The organism is Allobosea sp. TAF32 (assembly GCF_052113585.1).
In the GTDB taxonomy this organism is placed as follows: domain Bacteria; phylum Pseudomonadota; class Alphaproteobacteria; order Rhizobiales; family Beijerinckiaceae; genus Allobosea.
Genome location: NZ_JBFRDM010000009.1, coordinates 401985 through 422530 on the forward strand (window position 1 = coordinate 401985; position 20546 = coordinate 422530).

Sequence of the window (20546 nt, forward strand, 5' to 3'; positions counted from 1 at the left end):
CCGGCCAGGCGGTCTCAACGAGCGATCCAGCGGACAAGGATGAGCAAGGGGTAGGCGCTCATGACGAGCGCGATGGCGAGCGCGGCACAGGTCGCGAGCATGAGGTTGCCCGCGAACCAGATCGTGCAGAGCCAGGACAGTGCGAGCGCGGTGCCCGACAGGGCGATCGGCGGCCAAGGCATGGCGAAGGACTCCCGGCGCAGCATGAACCATCCGAGCGCCAGCGCCGCGGCGGCGCCGGCGGCAGCGCCGGCAACGATCGCCGTGTCGGTGCCGGCAAGGAACCACGCCACGCCGAGCGCGCCCGCACAGGTCAAAACGCAGTCGAGAGCTGCGAGCCCCAGGATGGCGGTCAAGCGGCGTTGCAGATGCACGGGCGCCGGCAGCACGGTCTGGGCGAGTGCCCGCAGCATCGCCATCAGCATGACGAAAGGCGCGGTCCGCAGGAAGGCCTCGCGCAGCCCCACGGGAATGACGAGCTGGGTGGCGAGGCCGAGCACGGCGATGATTCCAGCGGCTCCGATCAGCGAGAGGCCCACCAGCAGCGCGTAATAGCGGCCCAGTTCGGCCTGCATCGCCTTGGGATCGCCCTTGCGATCGAACTGGGCGACCAGTTCGGGAAAGCGGATCGCCTGAAGCGACGAGGTGATCATGATGAAGGGCCGCTGCAACAGATCGAGCGCCAACATGGGCCCCGCAGCGGCCTGGCCGAGCGAGCCGAGCAAGACGGTCTTGAGAGCGAGCGGCATGAGCAGGGTCGCGACGCCGGCGCCGGCCGTGATCCCGCCATAGACCAGATGCCGCGTGGCGATATCGGCCTGCCAATGCATGGCAAGAGGCATCACCCGGCGCGACCGGGCCCAGGCGATGACGCAGTAGATGATGTTTCCGGCCAGCACCCCGGCCAGCACATGGGCGAAATCGGGGCTGATCGCAGCGCCGGCGATCGTTGCCGCGGCCAGGATCGTCGCGCGTGCACCCTGGAGCCAGGAGAACAGCCTGAACTCCTGCCGGAAACGCAGCATGGTCAGGTGCAGTTCGCCCGCACCCTGCAGGATCGCCGCCATCGCGCCGAGCAATCCCAGCCAGACCGGAGCGCCGAGGAGCGGGGCAAGGAAGGCTGCGAGCAGGCAGAGGCCCGCGCTTCCCGCGAGCTCGACCATGATGACTCCGCGCTCGGCCTGTTCGCTGGTCTTGTCCGGGCCCGGATAGAAGCGGCTGGAGGCGGCGCGGATCCAGTGGAAAAACGCGATATCGGCAAACTGCACGATGGAGGCGAAGAGCGAGTAGGCAGCGTAGTCCGACGCCGGCAGCAGATTGGAGACGACGATGAGGAGGCCGAAAGCCAGGAGCGATTGATAGAAATACGCGCCCAATGCGGTGATCTTGGCCATCAGGCGGCCACTCCGCCTGCGATGCGCGCGGCGGAGCCATCTTGAGTCCCGCCGAAACCGATACCGGAAGCCATGGAAATTCTACCCTCCGGCCAAAGGCCTTAGGGCAAAAAGGTTGATACTTCCGCGCTGTCCGCCTGAAGGATCAGTAGAAATGAAGGGCCGTCAGGCCGGCCGATGCAGCAATCGCCGCGAGCCACCACAACCAGCGGCCCGCATGGCTTTCGGCCTGGGTCAGCGGCGCGCCGATGACGTCCTCATGCCCGAAGCTCTCACCCGCAAGCCGCGCGGCACGCTGCAGCCCTGCGATTCCCGTAACCGGCACTGAGCGACGCGACACCACGGCCATTTCTTCCCCCTGCCCCGATCATAGCTCATTGCGGCTGTCCGCATAGGCCCGATCTGTTTCCGATCCTCGACGGCGATGGTTAACGCAGACTGAACGCGTCCAGTTCCGATGCCCCTTGTGCCAGGGCAACGTCACATGCCGATGACGACCGGTGCACCGTTCCAACGAGAGAGTTCCGATGTCTCGGGGGACTGTCTATAAGCGGAGCGACGAGGCGCGACGCCCGACGCCGCTGCCGAGCCGGATCGAACTCCGGATGAAACAAGCACATCGCAAAATCCGTCCTTCATGCACTAGAATTGGACGGAACGAATCAGGAAACGTTAGGCAGTGATGGACGAGAACGGCGATCTTTTCGGTGGGGAGCCGGAGCGGCCTCGCGCGGCTGATCCCAAGCCGGAAGCGCGCTCGCCGGCCGCGGCTCCGAAGGCGCCCGCGCCCGCAGGAAACGGCGCGCGCAACGGCACTCTTTCCGAGACCGGCTATGACGCTTCCGCAATCGAAGTGCTCGAGGGGCTGGAGCCCGTCCGGCGCCGGCCCGGCATGTATATCGGCGGCACCGATGAGCGCGCCCTGCACCACCTCTTCGCCGAGGTGATCGACAACGCCATGGACGAGGCGGTGGCGGGACACGCCACCTTCATCGATGTCGAGCTGTTCGAGGACGGCTCCATCGCGGTGACGGACAATGGCCGCGGCATCCCGGTCGATCCTCATCCGAAATTCCCGGGCAAGTCCGCGCTCGAAGTCATCATGACGATACTGCATGCCGGCGGAAAATTCGATTCCAAGGCCTATGAGACTTCGGGCGGCCTGCACGGCGTCGGCGTCTCCGTCGTTAATGCCTTGTCCGACCGGCTCGAGGTCGAGGTCGCGCGCGGCAAGACGCTCTACCGCCAGATCTTCTCGCGTGGCCTGCCGCAGGGGCCGCTGGAGACGGTCGGCGCCGTCGCCAACCGGCGCGGCACCAAGGTGCGCTTCCATCCCGATCCTCAGATCTTCGGCGAGGGCGCGCATTTCTCGCCGGCCCGCCTGTTCCGCATGGCGCGTTCCAAAGCCTATCTCTTCGGAGGCGTCGAGATCCGCTGGACCTGCGCGCCGTCGCTGCTGAAGCCGGAAGGCGATGTCGCGGCGGAGGCCGTGTTCCGTTTCCCCGGGGGCCTGCGCGACTATCTCGGCCGCGAGATCGAGGGCAAGGACCTCGTCGCCGAGCCGATTTTCTCCGGCAAGATCACCAAGGAAGGCGGCCACGGCTCGCTTGAATGGGCGGTGGCCTGGCTCGCGACCGGCGAGGACGGCTTCTCCTCCTCCTATTGCAACACGATCCCGACGCCCGAAGGCGGCACCCATGAGCAGGGCCTGCGCATCGCCTTGCTGCGCGGACTGCGGGACCATGCCGAGCGCATCGGCCAGTCCAAGCGCATGGCGCAGGTCACCTCCGACGACGTGATGGCGACCTGCGCGGCCATGCTTTCGGTCTTCATCCGCGAGCCGGAATTCCAGGGCCAGACCAAGGATAAGCTGGCGACGCAGGAAGCCTCCCGCATCGTAGAGGGCGCCGTTCGCGACGCTTTCGACCACTGGCTTGCGGCCGCGCCGCAGCAGGCGCTGCGCCTGCTGGACTGGTCGGTGGACCGCGCCGAGGAGCGGCTGCGCCGGCGCCTCGAAAAAGAGGTCTCGCGCAAGACCGCGACGCGGAAGCTCCGCCTGCCCGGCAAGCTCGCCGACTGCTCCAATGCCGGCGCGGCTGGTTCCGAACTCTTCATCGTCGAGGGCGACTCGGCCGGCGGCTCCGCCAAGCAGGCGCGCAACCGTTCCAACCAGGCGATCCTGCCGCTGCGCGGCAAAATCCTCAACGTTGCCAATGCGACGCGCGAGAAGCTTCACGCAAACCAGCAACTCGCCGACCTGATCCTGGCGCTGGGATGCGGTATCGGCACGCAATTCCGCGAGGACGATCTTCGCTACGAGAAGGTCATCGTGATGACGGACGCGGACGTCGACGGCGCCCATATCGCCTCGCTGCTCGTCACCTTCTTCTGGCGCCAGATGCCGCGCCTGATCGAGAAGGGCCATCTCTACCTCGCCGTCCCGCCGCTCTACCGGCTCCAGCATGGCGGCAAGAGCATCTATGCCCGCAACGATGCTCATAAGGACGAACTGCTGGAGACGGCGTTCAAAGGCAAAAAGCCGGAGATCTCGCGATTCAAGGGCCTCGGCGAGATGATGCCGGCCCAGCTCAAGGAAACCACCATGGATCCGAGCAAGCGCATCCTGCTCAAGGTCATGGTGGACCACGAGGCGAAGGAAGAAACCTCCGATACGGTCGAGCGGCTGATGGGCAACAAGCCGGAAGCACGCTTCACCTTCATCCAGGAACGCGCTGCCTTCGCCGGGGAGCTGATCGACCTGTGAGGAGCGAGCCCACCAACTCTGGGGGGCTGGGCTTCACGGCCGCCGGGCTGTCCGACGCGGCCGTTGCAGGCAGGGTTCGCGCATGCCGAACCCGCCTCACCCTACCGAATGCCATGACCGCAAGCACCGGACCGCGCCGGGCGACTGGCCGCTGACCCTATGGCCGAGCCTTCTCCACCTCCATCTCGACGCGACGGCGATCTGGCGGCAGCCGCCGGGAGCGCCTCCTGGGACGATATCCGGATCTTTCACGCCATCGCCGTCGGCGGGTCGATGGCCGTGGCGGCGGCGCAGCTCGGGCTGAGCGAAGCCACCGTCGCGCGCCGGCTCAAGGCGCTCGAACGCGACCTCGGCCTTCAGCTTTTCACGCGCGAAGCCAATCGCCTCGCCCCGACGGCGATCGGACAGGGGCTTGCCGCTGAAGCCGGCGAGATCGAGGCTGCCGCCCGCCGCTTCGCGATCCGCGCAGAGGCTGCGAAGCCGCTCGCCAATGCTCCGGTGCGCGTGACCGCGACGACGTCGATCAGCCTCCTCCTGACCATGCATGCGACCGCGATCTCGGCCGCGGCCGGCGGCGTCGAGATCGTCATCATCAGCACGCGCAGCAGGCTCGACCTTGCCCGCGGCGAGGCCGATATCGCGCTGCGCATGAGCAAGCCGCCGACCGAGCCGGGCCACTACGCCCAGAAGCTCGGCCGGTTGATGCAGGCGCTCTATATCCGACAGGACGTCGATCCGGCCACGGCCCCGATCATCTCGGTCAACCGCGAGACTTCGTCCCGGATCGACGACTATATCATGACCTATGCCGCGGGCCGGCCGATCGCAGCGCGCGTCGGCGACTCGGCGGCGCGCTACGAAAGCATCCGTTCCGCCGGCGCCCTGTCGATGGCGCCCTGCTTCATGGGCGATGCGGATTCGACACTGCGCCGGCTGGAGCCGCCGCCGGAGCGGACCGGCGACGACATCTATCTGGTCTCGCATGAGATCTCGCGCAGCCGGCCCGGCGTCGTCGCCGTCCTCGGCGCGCTGCGCAAGCTTTTCCGCGAGCAGCGATCGCTCCTGGCGGGCGATACGATCAAGCCGGTGGGGATCACTCAAATCGAGCGGTTCCCGGCAAGAACCGGCTAACCAAGCTTTTACGGCTCTTCCGTAAGGTCGTCTGCGGTTCTCGTGAGGTCACGAGACGCGGAGAGTGCGCCATGCGCCTGATCGAACTGTTCTGGAAGAACGACCGCGGCACGGTGGTCGCCGATGTCGCCAAGGCCGGCGCGGCCATCGCTTTCCTGTCGGTGATCGCCGCCAACTTCATGTCGAGCCGCATCGAGCCGCTGGACAGGGAGCGCATGGCGGCCGTCAGTCTCGCCGCCTCCAAGCGCCAGCCGGTCGATCCGCTGACCACGGGCTCGATCACGAAGGCGGCCGGCGACACCCGGCTCGATCCCTGCGCCCTGCCCCGCTGAACTCAATCGAGCCAGCGCAGCAGCTCCGCGGTGACCCCATCGGGCGCTTCCAGCGTCGAGAGGTGGCCGCTGCCCGGGATAACGGCCAGTCGCCCGCGCCCGTGGACCAATGCGGCCATTTCGCGGGCCTCGGAGAGCGGCGTGATCTCATCCTCCTCGCCAACGAGAACCAGCACCGGGCAGGTCGAGCTGGCCAGCGTCGGCCGCGAGTCCGGCCGTTGCATGATCGCCCGCTGCTGGCGAATGAAACCGTCCGCCCCGACATCCTCCGCCATCTGCCGCACGAGGAGCCGCAGCGGCTCGTCGGCGAGCCGCGCCGGCGCCACGAGCTTCTGCCAGAGCAGGGTCGTGACGTTGTCGAAGGCGCCCTTCTCCGCCAATGCGATCATCTGTTCGCGCGGAACGTTGGTCTCAGGCGTTGCCGGCTTGGCGGTGGTGCCGAGCAAGGCAAGGCGCGTCACCCGCTCCGGGGCCTGTCGCAAGACCTCGAAAGCGACATAGCCGCCCATCGACAGCCCACAGAGCGCGAAGCGGGGCGGCGCAGCCGCCAGTAGGCGCTGCGCGATGCCTGAAAGCGCATCGTCCAGACTGTGCTCGGCGACCAGGATCGGGCGACCATCGGCAAGCGCGGGCCATTGCGGAGCGTAGAGCGCGGCGTTGGCGCTCAGCCCGGGAACGAGGACAAGCGGTTCCTTCATGAGGCCAAAGCAGTCCCTTCAAGGTTAGATGATTGACTTTGCCGCGTTTTCTTTGCATTCCACACGGGTCCGAAGGCGCGCAGGAAGTGTTGTCGCGCCAACGCGGTGGTCGAGCAGGTCGTCCCACCGCGTTTCACCGACCCTGAAGAAGCGCCATACGCGATGTCATTTGCCGAACTCGGCTTGAGCGAAAAGGTCCTGACGGCTGTCACGGCCGCAGGCTATAGCACGCCGACCCCCATCCAGGCCCAGGCCATTCCGCATGTTCTTGCCCGCAAGGACGTTCTGGGCATCGCCCAGACGGGCACGGGCAAGACCGCAGCCTTCACGCTGCCGATGCTCACCATCCTGGAGAACGGGCGCGCCCGCGCCCGGATGCCGCGCACGCTGATCCTCGAACCGACGCGCGAACTCGCCGCGCAGGTCGAGGAGAACTTCGTCCGCTATGGCGTCAACCAGAAGCTTTCGGTGGCGCTGCTGATCGGCGGCGTCTCCTTCGGCGATCAGGATGCCAAGATCACCCGCGGCGTCGATGTACTGATCGCGACGCCCGGCCGCCTGCTCGACCATGTCGAGCGCGGCAAGCTCCTGCTGACCGGCGTCGAGCTCCTCGTCATCGACGAAGCCGACCGCATGCTCGACATGGGCTTCATCCCGGACATCGAGCGGATCTGCAAACTTGTTCCCTTCACGCGGCAGACCTTGTTCTTCACCGCGACGATGCCGCCCGAGATCACCCGCATCTCCGAGCAGTTCCTGCATAATCCGGTCCGTGTCGAGGTTTCGCGCCCGGCAACGGCGGCAACGACGATCACCCAGCGCCTGATCGCCTCCAATTCGCAGGACTTCGAGAAGCGCGAGACGCTGCGCCGTCTCATCAAGGGCGCGACCGACCTGCAGAACGCGATCGTCTTCTGCAACCGCAAGCGCGACGTCGCCACGCTGCACAAATCGCTGTTGCGCCACGGCTTCCCGGCGGTCGCCCTGCATGGCGATATGGACCAGTACGCCCGCATGGCGGCACTGGAATCCTTCCGCACCGGCGAGAATCCGATCCTCGTCGCCAGCGACGTCGCCGCGCGCGGCCTCGACATCCCGGCCGTCAGCCACGTCTTCAATTTCGACGTGCCGACCCATGCCGAGGACTATGTCCACCGCATCGGCCGTACCGGCCGCGCCGGGCGCGAAGGCGCCTCCTTCACCATCGTCACCCGCCATGACGACAAGCTCGTCGCGGCGATCGAGAAGCTGACCGGCCAGACGATCGCCTTCGAAGGCGGCAGCGTCGCCGACCTGCCTCCCGGCGAGCCGCGCGAGGAACGGCGCGGTCGCCGCGACGACAAGCGCCCAGCGCGCGGACGCGGGCGGCCGGAACGCGGGCCACGCGCTGCCACCGAACCGGCCCCCCGCCCTCAAGCGGCCGAGAAGGCCGAGGACAGCCCGCGCAATGCCGGTCGCCGCCAGCCCGTCAGGCCGGACGCCGAGATTGCAGCTGCGCCGGTCGCTCATCGCGAGCAGGACAGCGCGCGCCGCGGCCGGAATTCTCGCTCGCGCGACGACGATGAAGGGCCTCAGGTCAAGGGGTTGGGCGATCACGTGCCGGCCTTTCTGCTCCGCCCGGCCCGCGTCGGATAACCTTGCGTCATCAACCCGATTTTAACGTCGTCTGGCTAAGTTGGTCGTCGCTGCTGCGGGAACACCGCAGCGGCGGACGGGCGCATGCCGCCGTATAGACGGACAGGATGTCCCGCTTCGATTGGATCAATCGAAGCTGACGTGGCCGAAAGCCACGACCCGGCTTCATACCGGAATGGCGAAGGCATGGACGACGAAGCTTCGGTTTCCGCCCGCACCAACGATCTCGCCGAGCGCGTCGTCGCCGCCATGCGGCACCACGGCTCGCCGAGCTATCCTCGCGCTTTCGAGGTCTGGTACGCGCATCTGAGCGGCGAGATGCCCGCCGTCAGCATGGCGATGAACGCCATCATCGCCGGCAATGAGGGCAATGTCACCGCTGCCGACATCGACAGCCTGTACGAGCGCTTCATCAGCACGGAACGCTTTTCCCGTCAGGCCGAGCGCACCAGCCTGCAGGTCCTCGGCGAGATCGACGCCATGATGGAGCTGGTCGACAAGGCGCTGGGGTCGAGCGAACTTTTTCACGGCCGCCTGACGGCGATGTCGGAAGACGTGCCGCCGATGACCGACCGGCAGAAGCTGCGCGAATGGGTCGAGGCGCTCGTGCTCTCGACCCGCGAAGAGGTGACGCGCAAGGCCCAGCTCGAAGCCGAGTTGCGCAACAGCTCCAACGAGATCCGCAACCTCCGCGAGGCGCTGGAATCGACCCGTGCGGAAGCCTTGACCGACCCGCTGACCGGGCTCGCCAATCGCCGCCATTTCGAGGAGATGCTGCAGAAGTCGATCGATCAGGCGACGCTGCGGCGCGAGCCTTTCGCTCTGGTGATGGCCGATATCGACTTCTTCAAGCGCTTCAACGATGCCCATGGCCATCTCACCGGCGATCAGGTCCTGCGGCTGGTCGCCCGCACGATGAAGGACAAGTTCAAGGAAAAGGCGGTCATCAGCCGGTTCGGCGGCGAGGAATTCGCGATCATCCTGCCGGAGGCCGACCTGATCGCCGGCAAGTTCGGCGCCGAAACGGTGCGGCAGGCCTTGTTGACCCGCGAGCTGATCAAGCGCTCGACCAACGAAAATCTCGGCCGCATCACCATCTCGCTCGGCGTATCGACCTATCGACGCGGCGACACCGCAGGTTCGCTGGTCGACCGGGCCGATCAGGCGCTGATGCAGGCCAAGCGCGACGGCCGCAACCGTACCGTCACCGAGGACGTGCTGGAGACGACGAGCCGGGTGGCCTGAGCTTTCAGGCGGCGGCCTCGCGGGCTGCCTCCAGAGCGCACCCGGTCCAGTCCGGGAGGGCTTCGCCGCTCTCGCGCGCGTCGTCCGGCAGCGACCAATAGCTCGTCCGGCGCGGCATGCCCTTGGCCTCGTCGCTGAAGGGCTCGCTTCCAGCGCCCTCGAAAAGCGGGATGCTCGATGCGGCCGTCTTCAGATAGACCGTGCCGTCGAGCAGCAAGGCGAAGATCGGCCCGTCATCGGCATCGTTGCCGACGCCGCCGAACATGCTGCGTGTCCGGACTCTGATGACTGGCGCAAGAACCGCCTGACCGCGGCCTCTTCCACCGCTCAGGAAGCCGTGAGTGCGCTCTCGCTGCGCGGCTTGATCTCGACCGACTCGCCGCAGCCACAGGCCGAAACCTGATTGGGATTGTTGAAGACGAAGGTCGAGGAGAAGCGGTCGGTCTTGAAGTCGAGCTCGGTGCCCAGCAGGAACAGCACCGCCTTGGCGTCGACAACCACGGTCGCGCCCTTCTCGGTCACGACGTCATCGCCCTTGTTGACCGCCCGCGCGATCTCGAAGGTGTACTCCATCCCGGCGCAGCCACCCTTCTTGACGCCGACGCGCAAGCCGAGCGCCGGCGCATCGCCATCGGCCGACTGCGCCATGATCTCACGGATGCGTGCAGCCGCGGCGTCGGTCAGCGAGATGACCTTGAGGCCCGGTATCGAAAACATTCCTCGTCCCTCCTCGACCGGGTTCAAGGCCCGGTGAAGCAAGATTGCTGCCCTAACATAGGGATCGCGGCGGCTCGCGTCGAGATGGATGCGCCTGGATCGCCGTGCGTCCTTTCGGACGCAAGGTGCGATCTCTGCCTTTGTCCGACATTGGATTTCTCCGAAAAGTGGAGTCCACTTTTCGGTCCGATGGCAGCCATGCAATCTCCGGCCTCGCGCCCATCGCCAGATGCATTGCGCATCGGGCCGGGGCATGCACTCTGGCTTCCTCATCCGATCTGTCCGCCAAACTCCCGGAAGAACCATGCCTCATCGCCTGCATCGCCCCGAATCGCTGCGCGCCCTCGTCCTCGACATGGTGGTGAAGGCCGGCTGGACGGAAGCGGAGGCGCAGGAAACCGCCGAGCATCTCGTGCTCGCCAATCTGAGCGGGCATGACAGCCATGGCGTCGGCATGATCCCGCTCTATTTCCAGTCACTGGCGGACGGCAATCTCGATCCGAAATCGCAGCCACAGGCCCGGGTCGACGCCGCGCCCTTCCTGATCATCGACGGAGCGGTCGCGCTCGGCCAGCCGAATGCGCGCAAGGCCGTGGACCGCGCCGCCGAGATGGCCAGGGCCGGCGGCGTCGCCATCGTCAACCTGCTCGATTCGCATCATATCGGCCGGATCGGCCACTATGCCGAGGTCGCCGCCGCCGCCGGTCTGATCTCGTTCTTCTGGGTCAATGTCGCCGGCCGGCCGCCGATCGTCGCGCCCTATGCCGCCAAGGAGGCGCGTTTCGGCACGAATCCGCATGCGATCGGCATTCCAGTGCCCGGAGGCGAGCCGCTCATCCTCGATTTCGCGACGAGCCGCATGGCCCATGGCAAGGCCCGCGTCGCCCTCAACAAGGGCGAGCAGGTGCCACCCGGCTACATCATCGATGGCGAGGGACGCCCGACGACCGACCCGGCCCATGTCTTCATCAGCCCGGACCACCCGCTCGGCGCGCTGCTGCCCTTCGGCGACCACAAGGGCGCCGGCCTCTCGCTCATCGCCGAATTGCTCTCGGCCGGGCTGATGGGCGCGGCGCGCATCGACCAGAAGCCGCAGAAGACCTGGATCATCAACTCGCTCTTCGGTGTAATCATCGACCCGGCCCGGCTGGAGCCGGACGCCGAGCTGCGCAGGAGCCGCACCGAAAGCTACCTCGCCTTCGTGCGCGCGGCGAAGCCGCAGGACCCTGCCAATCCGGTGCTGGCGCCGGGCGATAAGGAGCGCAGGGTCCGGGCTGAGCGCGGCGCCGCGGGCATCCCGCTCGACGAGGAGACCTGGTCGCAGATCAAGGCCGCAGCGGCGCGCCACGGCATCGACGCCGAGAGCTACTGAGGCCACGATGTCGCCCGACTCCTACAACGCCTTCTGCGCCGCGCTTCCGGCGACGAGCCACGTCGTTCAGTGGGGCGGCGCCGATGTCTGGAAGGTCGGCGAGAAGGTTTTCGCCATCGCCCGGCAACAGGAGGACGGCGAGATGGCCGTGAGCTTCAAATGCTCGCCGATGGCCTTCGACATCCTCAGGGAGCAGCCGGGCCTCAGGCCCGCGCCCTATCTCGCCTCGCGCGGCATGAAGTGGATCCAGTGGCTCACCGGTGAAAGCATGCCGGACGACGCCTTGCAGGACTATCTGCGCGAGAGCCACCGCCTCGCCGCCGCCGGGCTGACGAAGCGGGTGCGCGCCGAGCTGGGCCTATAGGAACGCTTCGCCCCGGAACATCTGCGCGCAGGAGCCGCCGACGGTGGCGCGGATACCGTCCTCGCCGCGGCGCGCGGTCAGGTGCAGCAGGCTCGGGCGGCCCATCTCGACGCCCTGCGTCAGCTTGAAGCTCGCATCGTCCTGGCTATTGAGAGAGAGCAACAGGGCCGCGACCGTGGCGCTGGCGCTGCCGGTAGCGGGATCCTCCCATGTGCCGCTGATCGGCGCGAACATCCGGGCGCGGATATCGGCGACGCCGTCCCGGGCATAGAGGAACAGCGAGAAGCGCCCCTCCAGCCCGGGCGTGCTGTCGCGAACCGCCCGGAACCGGCTCAGGTCCGGCGTGGCGCGGGAAAGCGCTTCCACGGTCACTTCGGCGAGGACGAAGAAGACGCCGACCGACGCACGAAGCGGCTGGTGGTTCGTCACCACGATATCCGACGGCGCGAGACCTGCGCAGGCCGCGATCGCGTCGGCCGGAAGCTCGATGCTTTTCGTCAGGGGCTGCGGCGCGGCGATCGTCGCGCCGGTGACGGCACCGGAAGCATCGCGTGCGACCTTGACCTCGACTAGCCCGGCAACTTCCTCGAAGCGCAGCACACCGCCGCGGTCTCGCCCGTGGCGCGCGAGCACGAACGCCGTGCCGACATTCGGATGTCCGGCAAAAGGCATCTCATGCGTACGCGTGAAGATCCGGACCCTGGCGTCGTTGGCCGGATCGTCCGGCGGCAGAACGAAGGTCGCCTCGCTGTAGTTCATCTCCGCCGCCAGCGCCTGCATCTGGGTGTCGGAGAGACCACGCGCATCGGTGAAGACGGCGAGCTGGTTGCCGCCGAAGGGGCGGTCGGTGAAGACGTCGACGGTCTCGTAGGGATAGCTGGGCATGGCGGGCTCCGGAAGGCGGCTCAGGCTCCAGATCGCCGGGCGTCCTATCGGACGCGAAGTGGCGATCCAGTCCCTTGTTAAGCATCGAATGTCCTCCGAAAAGTGGATTCCACTTTTCGGCCCGATGCTTCAGCCCTTCCTGCCAGTGCAGCGCGCGGAATGCCAATGAAGCGATGGAATGCGATCCATCACGCCGGCATGCGGCCGGCGCCTCTCACCACATATCGAGCGCGACGCGGGCCTCGTCGGACATGCGCGACTGATCCCAAGGTGGATCGAACGTCATGTTGACCGTCACGCCCGCGATCCCCTGCACGGTACTGACAGCGTTCTCGACCCAGCCCGGCATTTCGCCGGCGACGGGGCAGCCCGGCGCTGTCAGCGTCATGTCGATGGTGACCTGGCGGTCATCGGCGATGTCGACGCGATAGATCAGGCCGAGTTCGTAGATGTCGGCCGGGATCTCGGGATCGTAGACCGTCTTCAGCGCCGCGACGATGTCGTCGGTCAGGCGGTCGATCTCCTCGGGCGGAAGCGACGTGCCGGAGCCGACCTGCGGCTCGTTCGGCTTCAAGCCGTCTTCCTTCAACGCGATGGGCTCGGAGGTGGCCAAGGCTCAAAATCCTCGATTATCAGGCAAAAAGGCTCTCCGCCTTCCGCAGGGCTTCCACCAGCTTGTCGACCTCTTCCAGCGTGTTGTAGAGGCCGAAGGAGGCGCGGCAGGTCGATGTCACCCCATATCGTGCCAAAAGCGGCATGGCGCAATGGGTGCCGGCGCGAACTGCGACACCAGCGCGGTCGATCACCGTCGCGACGTCATGGGCGTGGGCGCCCTTCATCTCGAAGGCGACGATCGCGCCCTTCTCCCGCGCCTTGCCGAAGATGCGGATGGAGTTCATCTCGCCGAGACGTTCCATCGCATAGGCGCCGAGTCTGGCCTCATGCGCCGCGATGTTCTCGCGGCCGAGCGCCATCATGTAGTCGAGCGCAGCGCCCAGCCCCACAGCCTCGACGATCGCCGGCGTGCCGGCCTCGAAGCGATGCGGTGGGTCGTTATAGGTCACCGCATCCTCGGTGACGGTGACGATCATCTCGCCGCCGCCTTCATAGGGCGGCAGCTTGTCGAGCCATTCCTTGCGGCCCCAGAGGATGCCGGAGCCAGTCGGCCCATAGGTCTTGTGGCCGGTGAAGGCGTAGAAGTCGCAGCCCAGGGCCTGCACGTCGACCGGCAGATGAACCGCGCCCTGGCTGCCGTCGACGACGAGCGGAATGCCATGCGCCCGGCAGATCTTCGCGACCTCGGCGATCGGCACGATGGTCCCGGTCGCGTTCGACATATGCGTCAGCGCCACCACCTTGGTGCGCGGCGAGATCAGCTTCTCGAATTCCTCGATGAGGAAATTGCCGTCCTCGTCGATCGGTGCCCATTTCAACACGGCGCCGTGGCGCTCGCGCCAGTAGTGCCAGGGCACGATGTTGGAATGGTGCTCGAGGATCGAGACGATGATCTCGTCGCCTTCGCCGAGGTCCAGATGGCGCCCGAGCGAGGATGCGACCGTGTTGAGTGCCCCGGTCGAGGAGCGCGTGAAGACGATCTCTTCGAGATGCCTGGCATTGAGGAAGCGACGGGCACTTTCGCGAGCTGCCTCATAGGCTTCGGTCGAAGCGTTCGCGAGATAGTGCAGCCCGCGATGAACATTGGAATAGTCCTCGCGCATCAGCTTTGTCATCGCCTCGATCACCACCTCGGGCTTCTGCGCCGAGGCGGCATTGTCGAGATAGACGAGCGGCTTGCCATAGACCTCGCGCGACAGGATCGGGAAATCCCGCCTGATGGTCTCGACGTCATAGGGCTTCAGCATGGGCTGGCCGGTAACCGCGTTCATCCTCACGCCTTTCCGGAACCGGGCTGCCGGTCGGCGACGAGCGCGCCGGCATGCCCCCAATCCTCCCGCTCAATCTCCTGGATCACAATATGGGTGTTCTGCGGGTTCTTGCCGAGAACCTTCACGAGCGTCTCGGTGAACTCCTTGACGATCTGCGCCTTCTGCTCCCGCGTCGCGCCCTTGGTGATCTGGAGGTTGATGTAGGGCATCAGACGGTGCTCACCTCGGAAGCGGCCTCGCGGGCCTTGAGCCAGGATTCGATCTCGACCATCACCAGATCGCGCACGTTCTCGTCGGCGATGAATTCGGCCGCCTCGCCGGCGAAGGCCTGCAGCACCAGCGCCTCGGCCTGCGGCCGCGGCAGGCCGCGCGCCATCAGGTAGAAGAGCTGCTCGCCGTCGATCTGCGCGACCGTCGCGCCATGGCCGCAGACCACGTCGTCGGCGAAGATCTCAAGCTCCGGCTTGTTGAACATCGTCGCGCCGTCATTTAGCAGCAGCGCGTTGCTCTTCATGCTGCCATCGGTCTTCTGCGCATGCTGGCGCACGATGACCTTGCCCTGGAAGACGCCGGTCGACTCGCCGCTCGCGATCGTCTTGAACAATTCGCGGCTGGTGCCGTGAGGCACTTCGTGGTCGACGATCAGCGTGACATCGGCATGCTCGGAACCGCGGAGCAGGTTGACGCCGCGCAGGCCGATCTCGCTGTGCTCGCCGGCATAGCGGACGAAATGCTGCTGGCGCAGCGTGCCCGCCTTGGCGACGAACGCGAAGGAATCGAACTTGGCATGAGCGCCGACGGTCGCGAGCAGGCTCTGCACCTGCACGCTTGCCGCCGATTGCCGCGTCACGACGCGGACATGCTGGATCTCGCTCTTGTCGCCGGTCTCGAAGACGATGGCGCCGTTGATCTGCTGTGCGGCGGAACCCGCGGCTTCGCTGACTTCGACGATCGTGCCCTTGGCGCCCTTGCCGGCGAGGACGACCGAGCGGTGGAACACGGCCCGCTCCTCCTCGCCCGAGGCGAGCGAGACGATCACGACGGGCTGCTCGAGCTCGACGCCATCGGCCAGCTCGACGAAGACGCCATCGCGCATCAGCGCAGTGTTGAGCATCAGGCCGGTGTCGTCATTGCCGACCGAGGGGCCGGCCAGAATGCCGGTCAGGTCCTCACGCGGCGAAACTAGCGCATCGGCAAGCGACTGCACCGAGACGCCTTCGGGGATCGCGTCGAGCGTGGACAGCTCCGGCGCAAAGGTACCGTCGACCAGCACGAGGCGCAGGCCGCCGAGCTTCAGCGCGGCCAGCCGCGCCTTGACCGCCTCGGTAGCGACCGCGCCGTCAGCGAGCGGACGCGCCTCGCGCAGCAGCGTGCGGAGGTCGGTATAGCGCCAGGATTCGAGCCGGCGATGCGGCAGGCCCTTGGCCTCGAAGCCGGTGAAGGCATCCTCGCGCAGCTTGCGCACGGCCGGGCCGCCCGGCAACTCAGCCTTGCTGTCCGCATATTGCTGGATCAGCGTCTGCTCGGCCGCCGTCTTCAGCGGGGTGACGATGGCCATTACGCCGCCTCCCCATAGGAGGCATAGCCGCTCTTCTCGAGCTCCAGCGCCAGCTCCTTGCCGCCGGTCCTCACGATCTTGCCCTGCGACATGACGTGGACGGTGTCCGGCACGATATGGTCGAGCAGGCGCTGATAATGAGTGATGACGAGGAAACCGCGGCTCTTGTCGCGGAGCGCGTTGACGCCCTCGGCGACGATGCGCAGCGCGTCGATGTCGAGGCCGGAATCGGTCTCGTCGAGGATGCACATGGACGGCGAAAGCAGAGCCATCTGAAGGATTTCCATGCGCTTCTTCTCACCACCGGAGAAGCCGACATTGAGCGGCCGGCGCAGCATGTCCTTGGCAATGCCGAGCTTGTCGGCGGCGGCGTTCACCTGCTTGATGAAGTCCGGGGTCAGCAGCTCGTCCTGCCCGCGCGCCTTGCGCTGGGCGTTCATCGCCGCCTTCAGGAAGGTCATGGTGGCGACGCCGGGGATCTCCAGCGGGTACTGGAAGGCGAGGAAGATGCCGGCAGCGGCGCGGGCATCGGCCTCCATCTCCAGCACGTTCTGGCCGTTGAGCAGGATCTCGCCGTCGAGAACCTCATAGTCCTCCTTGCCAGCGATGACATAAGACAGGGTCGACTTGCCGGAGCCGTTCGGCCCCATGATGGCGGCGACCTCGCCGTCATTCACGGTGAGGTTGAGGCCATTGAGGATCTGCTTGTCCTCGTCGGCGATCTTGACGACCAGATTGCGAATTTCGAGCATCTTCAGAGTTCCATTCTGCAGGAGATGGTGGGGTCAAGCCCGGCCATGACGCGCTTCATCCTGGCGTCATGCCCGGGCTTGACCCGGGCATCTCGGAAACGATCGGGCGTCAGCCCACGGAGCCTTCAAGGGAAATGGTGATCAGCTTCTGCGCCTCGACGGCGAATTCCATCGGGAGCTGCTGCAGCACCTCCTTGACGAAGCCGTTGACGATGAGCGCCACCGCCTCCTCCTCGGAGAGACCGCGCTGCTGGCAGTAGAACATCTGGTCCTCGCCGATCTTCGAGGTGGTCGCCTCATGCTCGAAGATCGCGGTCGCGGTCTTGGCCTCGATATAGGGGATGGTGTGCGCGCCGCACTGGTCGCCGATCAGCAGCGAGTCGCAATTGGTGAAATTGCGCGCGCCGGTCGCCTTGCGGTGGGCCGAGACCATGCCGCGATAGGTCGAGTCCGACTTGCCGGCCGCGATGCCCTTGGCGATGATCTTGGAGGTCGTGTTCTTGCCGAGATGCAGCATCTTGGTGCCGCTATCGACCTGCTGTGCCCCGTTCGATACGGCGATCGAGTAGAACTCGCCGCGCGAGCCGTCGCCGCGCAGGATGCAGGACGGATATTTCCAGGTGATCGCCGATCCCGTCTCGACCTGCGTCCAGGAGATCTTCGAGTTCTTGCCGCGGCAGTCGCCGCGCTTGGTCACGAAGTTGTAGATGCCGCCCTTGCCCTCGGCATCGCCCGGATACCAGTTCTGCACGGTTGAGTACTTGATCTCGGCATCATCAAGCGCGATCAGCTCGACAACGGCAGCGTGGAGCTGGTTCTCGTCGCGCTTCGGCGCCGTGCAGCCTTCGAGATAGCTCACATAGGCGCCTTCGTCGGCGATGATCAGCGTGCGCTCGAACTGGCCTGTGTTCTGCTCGTTGATGCGGAAATAGGTCGACAGCTCCATCGGGCAGCGCACGCCCTTGGGAATGTAGACGAAGGAACCGTCAGTGAAGACAGCGCTGTTGAGCGTCGCGAAATAGTTGTCCGTCACCGGCACGACCGTCGCGAGGTACTTCCTCACCAGCTCGGGATGCTCCTGGATCGCCTCCGAGATCGAGCAGAAGATCACGCCGGCCTTGGCGAGCTCCGCCTTGAAGGTCGTCACCACCGAAACGGAATCGAAGACAGCATCGACCGCGACGCGGTTCTCCGGCGCGACGCCGGCCAAGATCTCCTGCTCCCGGAGCGGAATGCCGAGCTTCTTATAGGCATCCAGAATCGCCGGATCGACCTCGTCGAGCGACTTCGGCGAAGCGCCCTTCTTCGGCGCGGCATAGTAATAGAGATCCTGATAATCGATCGGCGGGTACTGCACGCGCGACCAGACCGGCTCGGTCATGGTCTTCCAGCGGCGGAAGGCGTCCAGCCGCCATTCGAGCATCCATTCCGGCTCGTTCTTGCGGGCCGAGATGTAGCGGACGGTGTCCTCGGTGAGGCCCTTGGCCGGCTTTTCGACCTCGAGCTCCGTGACGAAGCCGTATTTGTACTCGGTCACGTCAATCGACTTGACCTGATCGATGGTCTCCTGGACCGCTGCCATGTTCAGTCTCCAGTGCGGGTTCAAGGGCCCGCCGGTTCAGTCTTCGTGTTGCGGAACGCTCAGGCGGCAGCCCGGGCGCTCCGATTGGTGTCCGCGGCCACGAGCTTGCCGTAGGCCGCGAGGAAAAGATCGATATCCGCCTCGCAGGTGGTCCATCCGAGCGAGGCCCGCAAGGCCCCGGCGCTCATGGCGAGGTCGACTTTCATCGCGTCGAGCACATGCGAGCGCTTGACCTTGCCCGAGGAGCAGGCCGAACCGGAGGATAGCGCTGCCCCCGCAAGATCGAGCTTGATCAGCAGCGTCTCTGCCTTGAGGCCCGGCGTCGCGAAGGCGCTGGTATTGGGCAGGCGTGGTGCCGCCTGGCCGAAGATCGCCGTCTCCGGCGAGAGAGCCGAAAGCCCCTCTTCCAGCCGGTCGCGCAGTTGCGCGAGCCGCTCCGCCTCCTCGGTCAGAAGCTTGCGCGCGACATCAGCCGCTGCGCCGAAGCCAATGATTCCCGGCAGGTTTTCAGTTCCCGCGCGCCAGCCTCGCTCTTGCCCGCCACCGCGCATCGGCTTGTCGGCAAGTTCGAGCGCGCCGGTGCGGAAGACGATCGCGCCGACACCCTTCGGCCCGCCGATCTTGTGTGCCGAGAGCGTCAGCACATCGGTGCCAAGCGTCGCGATGTCGATAGCGATCTTGCCCGCCGCCTGCACGGCGTCGTTGTGCAACAGGCCGCCATGACGATGCACGATCTCGGCTGCCTGAGCGATCGGCTGGATGACGCCAGTTTCGTTGTTGGCGAGATGGATCGAGACGAGCGCGCGCGCGCCGGGATGATCCGCCACGAAGCGGGCGAGCCGTTCGTCGAGCCAGGCGAGATCGACCAGACCGTTCCCGTCGACCGGGATCGCCTCGACTGCCCCAGTGGCGAAACGGTGCCCCTCGCGCACGCAGGCGTGCTCCGTCGCGCTGTGGAGCAGCAGGGAAGCGGGCGTGCGAATGCAATCGCGGCCGCCGTCACAATCCATCAGGCCAGGCGAAAGCACCGTGACATTGGCCTCGGTGCCGCCGCTCGTGAACACGACGTTCGAGGCCTTGGCACCGATGAGCGCCGCGACCTGCTCGCGCGCATGCTCCAGCGCGCCGCGTGCGGCGCGGCCTTCGCCATGGACGGAAGACGGATTGCCGGGCAGCGAAAGCGCATGCGCAACCGCCTCCACCACCTCCGGCCGGACCGGGGTTGTGGCGTTGTGGTCGAGATAGGCGCGTCCCGCCGTCACGATCCTGCTTGCTCCATCTTCGTCAATGCTCGGCTCGCCGATACGAAATGCTTGAAATTGCACCTGTGCGCCGTGCTATAGCCGCCCATCCGAACTGGCCGGAACGGTCGAAGCGCGGTTCGCATGGGCGATCCACCGTTTTGTTCTCGACTTGTTCACGGCTGTTAGAACTATTCTAAGCGCTCTTCATCTAGGGCGCGCATGGTGGCGCCGTCAAGGGTGGCCGGGTTTCGAGCGGGCATGCGCCCGCTTTCTGCCCGCCTGCGCCGGCGTCCCCGACAGGAAGCGGTGAGACGATGCCAGAGGTGATTTTCAACGGGCCGGCAGGTCGGATCGAGGGCCGCTACCAGCCCGCCAAGAAGCGCGGCGCGCCGCTGGCGATCATCCTGCACCCGCACCCGCAATTCGGCGGGACGATGAACAACCAGATCGTCTACAACCTGTTCTACACCTTCGTGAACCGCGGCTTCTCGGCGCTGCGCTTCAACTTCCGCGGCGTCGGCCGCAGCCAGGGCCAGTTCGACCACGGTGCCGGCGAGCTTTCGGACGCCGCCGCCGCGCTCGACTGGATGCAGGCGCTCAACCCGGAGGCCAAGAGCTGCTGGATCGCCGGCGTCTCCTTCGGCGCCTGGATCGGCATGCAGCTGCTGATGCGCCGCCCGGAGATCGAGGGATTCCTCTCGATCGCGGCGATGGCGAACCGCTACGACTTCTCGTTCCTCGCGCCCTGCCCGTCCTCGGGCCTGTTCGTCCATGGCTCGGAGGATCGCGTCGCCCCGGTCAAGGAAGTCATGGCGGTGATCGAGAAGGTGAAGACCCAGAAGGGCATCCAGATCGAGCATGCCGTGGTCGACGGCGCCAACCACTTCTTCGACGGCCGCGTCGAGCAGCTGATGGAGCAGGTCGGCGTCTATCTCGACCGCAAGGTCGGCCCCGAGATCCTCAAATCCGAGCAGGAACAGGCCTGAC

21 protein-coding genes are annotated in these 20546 nt (G+C 66.2%); 8 read left to right on the forward strand and 13 right to left on the reverse strand.

Annotated elements, in window-relative coordinates:
• Positions 1-14: 14 nt before the first annotated feature.
• Together AB4Z16_RS21745 and AB4Z16_RS21750 are read right to left on the reverse strand one after the other, a co-directional pair.
• The gene (locus AB4Z16_RS21745; RefSeq protein ID WP_441513428.1) at positions 15-1394 is read right to left on the reverse strand and encodes a hypothetical protein; all 1380 of its coding nucleotides are present in this window, start codon (positions 1392-1394) and stop codon (positions 15-17) included.
• Between the two features lie 145 nt (positions 1395-1539).
• Positions 1540-1743: a hypothetical protein gene (locus AB4Z16_RS21750; protein ID WP_441513429.1), complete on the reverse strand. Its 204-nt coding sequence runs from the start codon at positions 1741-1743 to the stop codon at positions 1540-1542.
• A gap of 333 nt (positions 1744-2076) precedes the next feature.
• Here AB4Z16_RS21750 and parE point away from each other — a divergent pair, with 333 nt between their 5' ends.
• The 3 genes from parE to AB4Z16_RS21765 all read left to right on the forward strand — a co-directional run bounded on the left by parE (position 2077) and on the right by AB4Z16_RS21765 (position 5621).
• Positions 2077-4158: a DNA topoisomerase IV subunit B gene (gene parE, locus AB4Z16_RS21755; protein WP_441513522.1), complete on the forward strand. Its 2082-nt coding sequence runs from the start codon at positions 2077-2079 to the stop codon at positions 4156-4158.
• Between the two features lie 159 nt (positions 4159-4317).
• Positions 4318-5289, forward strand: a complete 972-nt coding sequence (locus AB4Z16_RS21760) for a LysR family transcriptional regulator (protein WP_441513430.1) — start codon at positions 4318-4320, stop codon at positions 5287-5289.
• A 71-nt stretch (positions 5290-5360) separates the two neighbouring features.
• Entirely contained in the window at positions 5361-5621 is a 261-nt protein-coding gene (locus AB4Z16_RS21765) for a hypothetical protein (protein WP_441513431.1), read from the forward strand.
• A 2-nt stretch (positions 5622-5623) separates the two neighbouring features.
• On the opposite strand, the gene AB4Z16_RS21770 is transcribed toward AB4Z16_RS21765, so the two are convergent.
• A complete protein-coding gene (locus tag AB4Z16_RS21770) occupies positions 5624-6319 on the reverse strand; it encodes an alpha/beta fold hydrolase (protein WP_441513432.1) in 696 nt (231 codons plus the stop codon).
• A 162-nt stretch (positions 6320-6481) separates the two neighbouring features.
• Between AB4Z16_RS21770 and AB4Z16_RS21775 the strand changes: the two genes are divergently transcribed.
• Both AB4Z16_RS21775 and AB4Z16_RS21780 read left to right on the forward strand, forming a co-directional pair.
• Entirely contained in the window at positions 6482-7954 is a 1473-nt protein-coding gene (locus AB4Z16_RS21775; RefSeq protein WP_441513433.1) for a DEAD/DEAH box helicase, read from the forward strand.
• Positions 7955-8140: 186 nt separating this feature from the next.
• Complete coding sequence (locus AB4Z16_RS21780; RefSeq protein ID WP_441513434.1) at positions 8141-9199, forward strand: GGDEF domain-containing protein; 1059 nt, start codon at positions 8141-8143, stop codon at positions 9197-9199.
• Positions 9200-9203: 4 nt separating this feature from the next.
• Here the strand turns inward: AB4Z16_RS21780 and AB4Z16_RS21785 are convergent, their stop codons facing one another.
• Both AB4Z16_RS21785 and AB4Z16_RS21790 read right to left on the reverse strand, forming a co-directional pair.
• On the reverse strand, positions 9204-9590 hold the full coding sequence (locus AB4Z16_RS21785; RefSeq protein WP_441513523.1) for a TfoX/Sxy family protein: 387 nt from the start codon (positions 9588-9590) through the stop codon (positions 9204-9206).
• The gene (locus AB4Z16_RS21790; RefSeq protein WP_441513435.1) at positions 9527-9916 is read right to left on the reverse strand and encodes a HesB/IscA family protein; all 390 of its coding nucleotides are present in this window, start codon (positions 9914-9916) and stop codon (positions 9527-9529) included. The genes AB4Z16_RS21785 and AB4Z16_RS21790 overlap by 64 nt, the downstream gene beginning before the upstream one ends.
• A 304-nt stretch (positions 9917-10220) precedes the next feature.
• Between AB4Z16_RS21790 and AB4Z16_RS21795 the strand changes: the two genes are divergently transcribed.
• On the forward strand, positions 10221-11288 hold the full coding sequence (locus AB4Z16_RS21795; protein ID WP_441513436.1) for a malate/lactate/ureidoglycolate dehydrogenase: 1068 nt from the start codon (positions 10221-10223) through the stop codon (positions 11286-11288).
• Between the two features lie 7 nt (positions 11289-11295).
• Positions 11296-11652 carry an MmcQ/YjbR family DNA-binding protein gene (locus tag AB4Z16_RS21800; RefSeq protein WP_441513437.1) on the forward strand — a complete coding sequence of 119 codons (357 nt, stop codon included), beginning with the start codon at positions 11296-11298 and terminating at the stop codon, positions 11650-11652.
• On the opposite strand, the gene AB4Z16_RS21805 is transcribed toward AB4Z16_RS21800, so the two are convergent.
• From AB4Z16_RS21805 to AB4Z16_RS21840, 8 genes are all read right to left on the reverse strand, one after another.
• Positions 11647-12537: a PhzF family phenazine biosynthesis protein gene (locus AB4Z16_RS21805; RefSeq protein WP_441513438.1), complete on the reverse strand. Its 891-nt coding sequence runs from the start codon at positions 12535-12537 to the stop codon at positions 11647-11649. The two genes, AB4Z16_RS21800 and AB4Z16_RS21805, sit on opposite strands and share 6 nt — an antisense overlap.
• 214 nt (positions 12538-12751) lie before the next feature.
• On the reverse strand, positions 12752-13111 hold the full coding sequence (locus AB4Z16_RS21810) for an SUF system Fe-S cluster assembly protein (protein WP_441471087.1): 360 nt from the start codon (positions 13109-13111) through the stop codon (positions 12752-12754).
• Between the two features lie 58 nt (positions 13112-13169).
• Entirely contained in the window at positions 13170-14423 is a 1254-nt protein-coding gene (locus AB4Z16_RS21815) for an aminotransferase class V-fold PLP-dependent enzyme (RefSeq protein WP_441513439.1), read from the reverse strand.
• A 2-nt stretch (positions 14424-14425) separates the two neighbouring features.
• On the reverse strand, positions 14426-14632 hold the full coding sequence (locus AB4Z16_RS21820) for a tautomerase family protein (RefSeq protein ID WP_400506761.1): 207 nt from the start codon (positions 14630-14632) through the stop codon (positions 14426-14428).
• Positions 14632-15981 carry a Fe-S cluster assembly protein SufD gene (gene sufD, locus AB4Z16_RS21825; RefSeq protein WP_441513440.1) on the reverse strand — a complete coding sequence of 450 codons (1350 nt, stop codon included), beginning with the start codon at positions 15979-15981 and terminating at the stop codon, positions 14632-14634. The genes AB4Z16_RS21820 and sufD overlap by 1 nt, the downstream gene beginning before the upstream one ends.
• Positions 15981-16733: a Fe-S cluster assembly ATPase SufC gene (gene sufC, locus AB4Z16_RS21830; protein ID WP_441513441.1), complete on the reverse strand. Its 753-nt coding sequence runs from the start codon at positions 16731-16733 to the stop codon at positions 15981-15983. The genes sufD and sufC overlap by 1 nt, the downstream gene beginning before the upstream one ends.
• Positions 16734-16842: 109 nt before the next feature.
• The gene (sufB, locus tag AB4Z16_RS21835; protein WP_441513442.1) at positions 16843-18315 is read right to left on the reverse strand and encodes a Fe-S cluster assembly protein SufB; all 1473 of its coding nucleotides are present in this window, start codon (positions 18313-18315) and stop codon (positions 16843-16845) included.
• 59 nt (positions 18316-18374) lie between these two features.
• The gene (locus tag AB4Z16_RS21840) at positions 18375-19580 is read right to left on the reverse strand and encodes a cysteine desulfurase family protein (RefSeq protein WP_441513524.1); all 1206 of its coding nucleotides are present in this window, start codon (positions 19578-19580) and stop codon (positions 18375-18377) included.
• A gap of 293 nt (positions 19581-19873) precedes the next feature.
• On the opposite strand from AB4Z16_RS21840, the gene AB4Z16_RS21845 reads away from it, so the two are divergent.
• On the forward strand, positions 19874-20545 hold the full coding sequence (locus AB4Z16_RS21845; protein ID WP_149129147.1) for an alpha/beta hydrolase: 672 nt from the start codon (positions 19874-19876) through the stop codon (positions 20543-20545).
• Position 20546: the final 1 nt, after the last annotated feature.

Excerpts from the sequence above, each read along its gene's own strand:
- AB4Z16_RS21750 (WP_441513429.1), bottom strand. The coding sequence starts at position 1,743 with ATGGCCGTGGTGTCGCGTCGCTCAGTGCCGGTTACGGGAATCGCAGGG.
- AB4Z16_RS21795 (WP_441513436.1), top strand. The coding sequence starts at position 10,221 with ATGCCTCATCGCCTGCATCGCCCCGAATCGCTGCGCGCCCTCGTCCTC.
- AB4Z16_RS21805 (WP_441513438.1), bottom strand. The coding sequence starts at position 12,537 with ATGCCCAGCTATCCCTACGAGACCGTCGACGTCTTCACCGACCGCCCC.
- AB4Z16_RS21780 (WP_441513434.1), top strand. The coding sequence starts at position 8,141 with ATGGACGACGAAGCTTCGGTTTCCGCCCGCACCAACGATCTCGCCGAG.
- sufB (WP_441513442.1), bottom strand. The coding sequence starts at position 18,315 with ATGGCAGCGGTCCAGGAGACCATCGATCAGGTCAAGTCGATTGACGTG.
- AB4Z16_RS21815 (WP_441513439.1), bottom strand. The coding sequence starts at position 14,423 with ATGAACGCGGTTACCGGCCAGCCCATGCTGAAGCCCTATGACGTCGAG.
- AB4Z16_RS21790 (WP_441513435.1), bottom strand. The coding sequence starts at position 9,916 with ATGTTTTCGATACCGGGCCTCAAGGTCATCTCGCTGACCGACGCCGCG.
- AB4Z16_RS21845 (WP_149129147.1), top strand. The coding sequence starts at position 19,874 with ATGCCAGAGGTGATTTTCAACGGGCCGGCAGGTCGGATCGAGGGCCGC.
- AB4Z16_RS21775 (WP_441513433.1), top strand. The coding sequence starts at position 6,482 with ATGTCATTTGCCGAACTCGGCTTGAGCGAAAAGGTCCTGACGGCTGTC.
- sufC (WP_441513441.1), bottom strand. The coding sequence starts at position 16,733 with ATGCTCGAAATTCGCAATCTGGTCGTCAAGATCGCCGACGAGGACAAG.
- parE (WP_441513522.1), top strand. The coding sequence starts at position 2,077 with ATGGACGAGAACGGCGATCTTTTCGGTGGGGAGCCGGAGCGGCCTCGC.
- AB4Z16_RS21745 (WP_441513428.1), bottom strand. The coding sequence starts at position 1,394 with ATGGCCAAGATCACCGCATTGGGCGCGTATTTCTATCAATCGCTCCTG.
- AB4Z16_RS21765 (WP_441513431.1), top strand. The coding sequence starts at position 5,361 with ATGCGCCTGATCGAACTGTTCTGGAAGAACGACCGCGGCACGGTGGTC.
- sufD (WP_441513440.1), bottom strand. The coding sequence starts at position 15,981 with ATGGCCATCGTCACCCCGCTGAAGACGGCGGCCGAGCAGACGCTGATC.
- AB4Z16_RS21820 (WP_400506761.1), bottom strand. The coding sequence starts at position 14,632 with ATGCCCTACATCAACCTCCAGATCACCAAGGGCGCGACGCGGGAGCAG.
- AB4Z16_RS21760 (WP_441513430.1), top strand. The coding sequence starts at position 4,318 with ATGGCCGAGCCTTCTCCACCTCCATCTCGACGCGACGGCGATCTGGCG.
- AB4Z16_RS21770 (WP_441513432.1), bottom strand. The coding sequence starts at position 6,319 with ATGAAGGAACCGCTTGTCCTCGTTCCCGGGCTGAGCGCCAACGCCGCG.
- AB4Z16_RS21800 (WP_441513437.1), top strand. The coding sequence starts at position 11,296 with ATGTCGCCCGACTCCTACAACGCCTTCTGCGCCGCGCTTCCGGCGACG.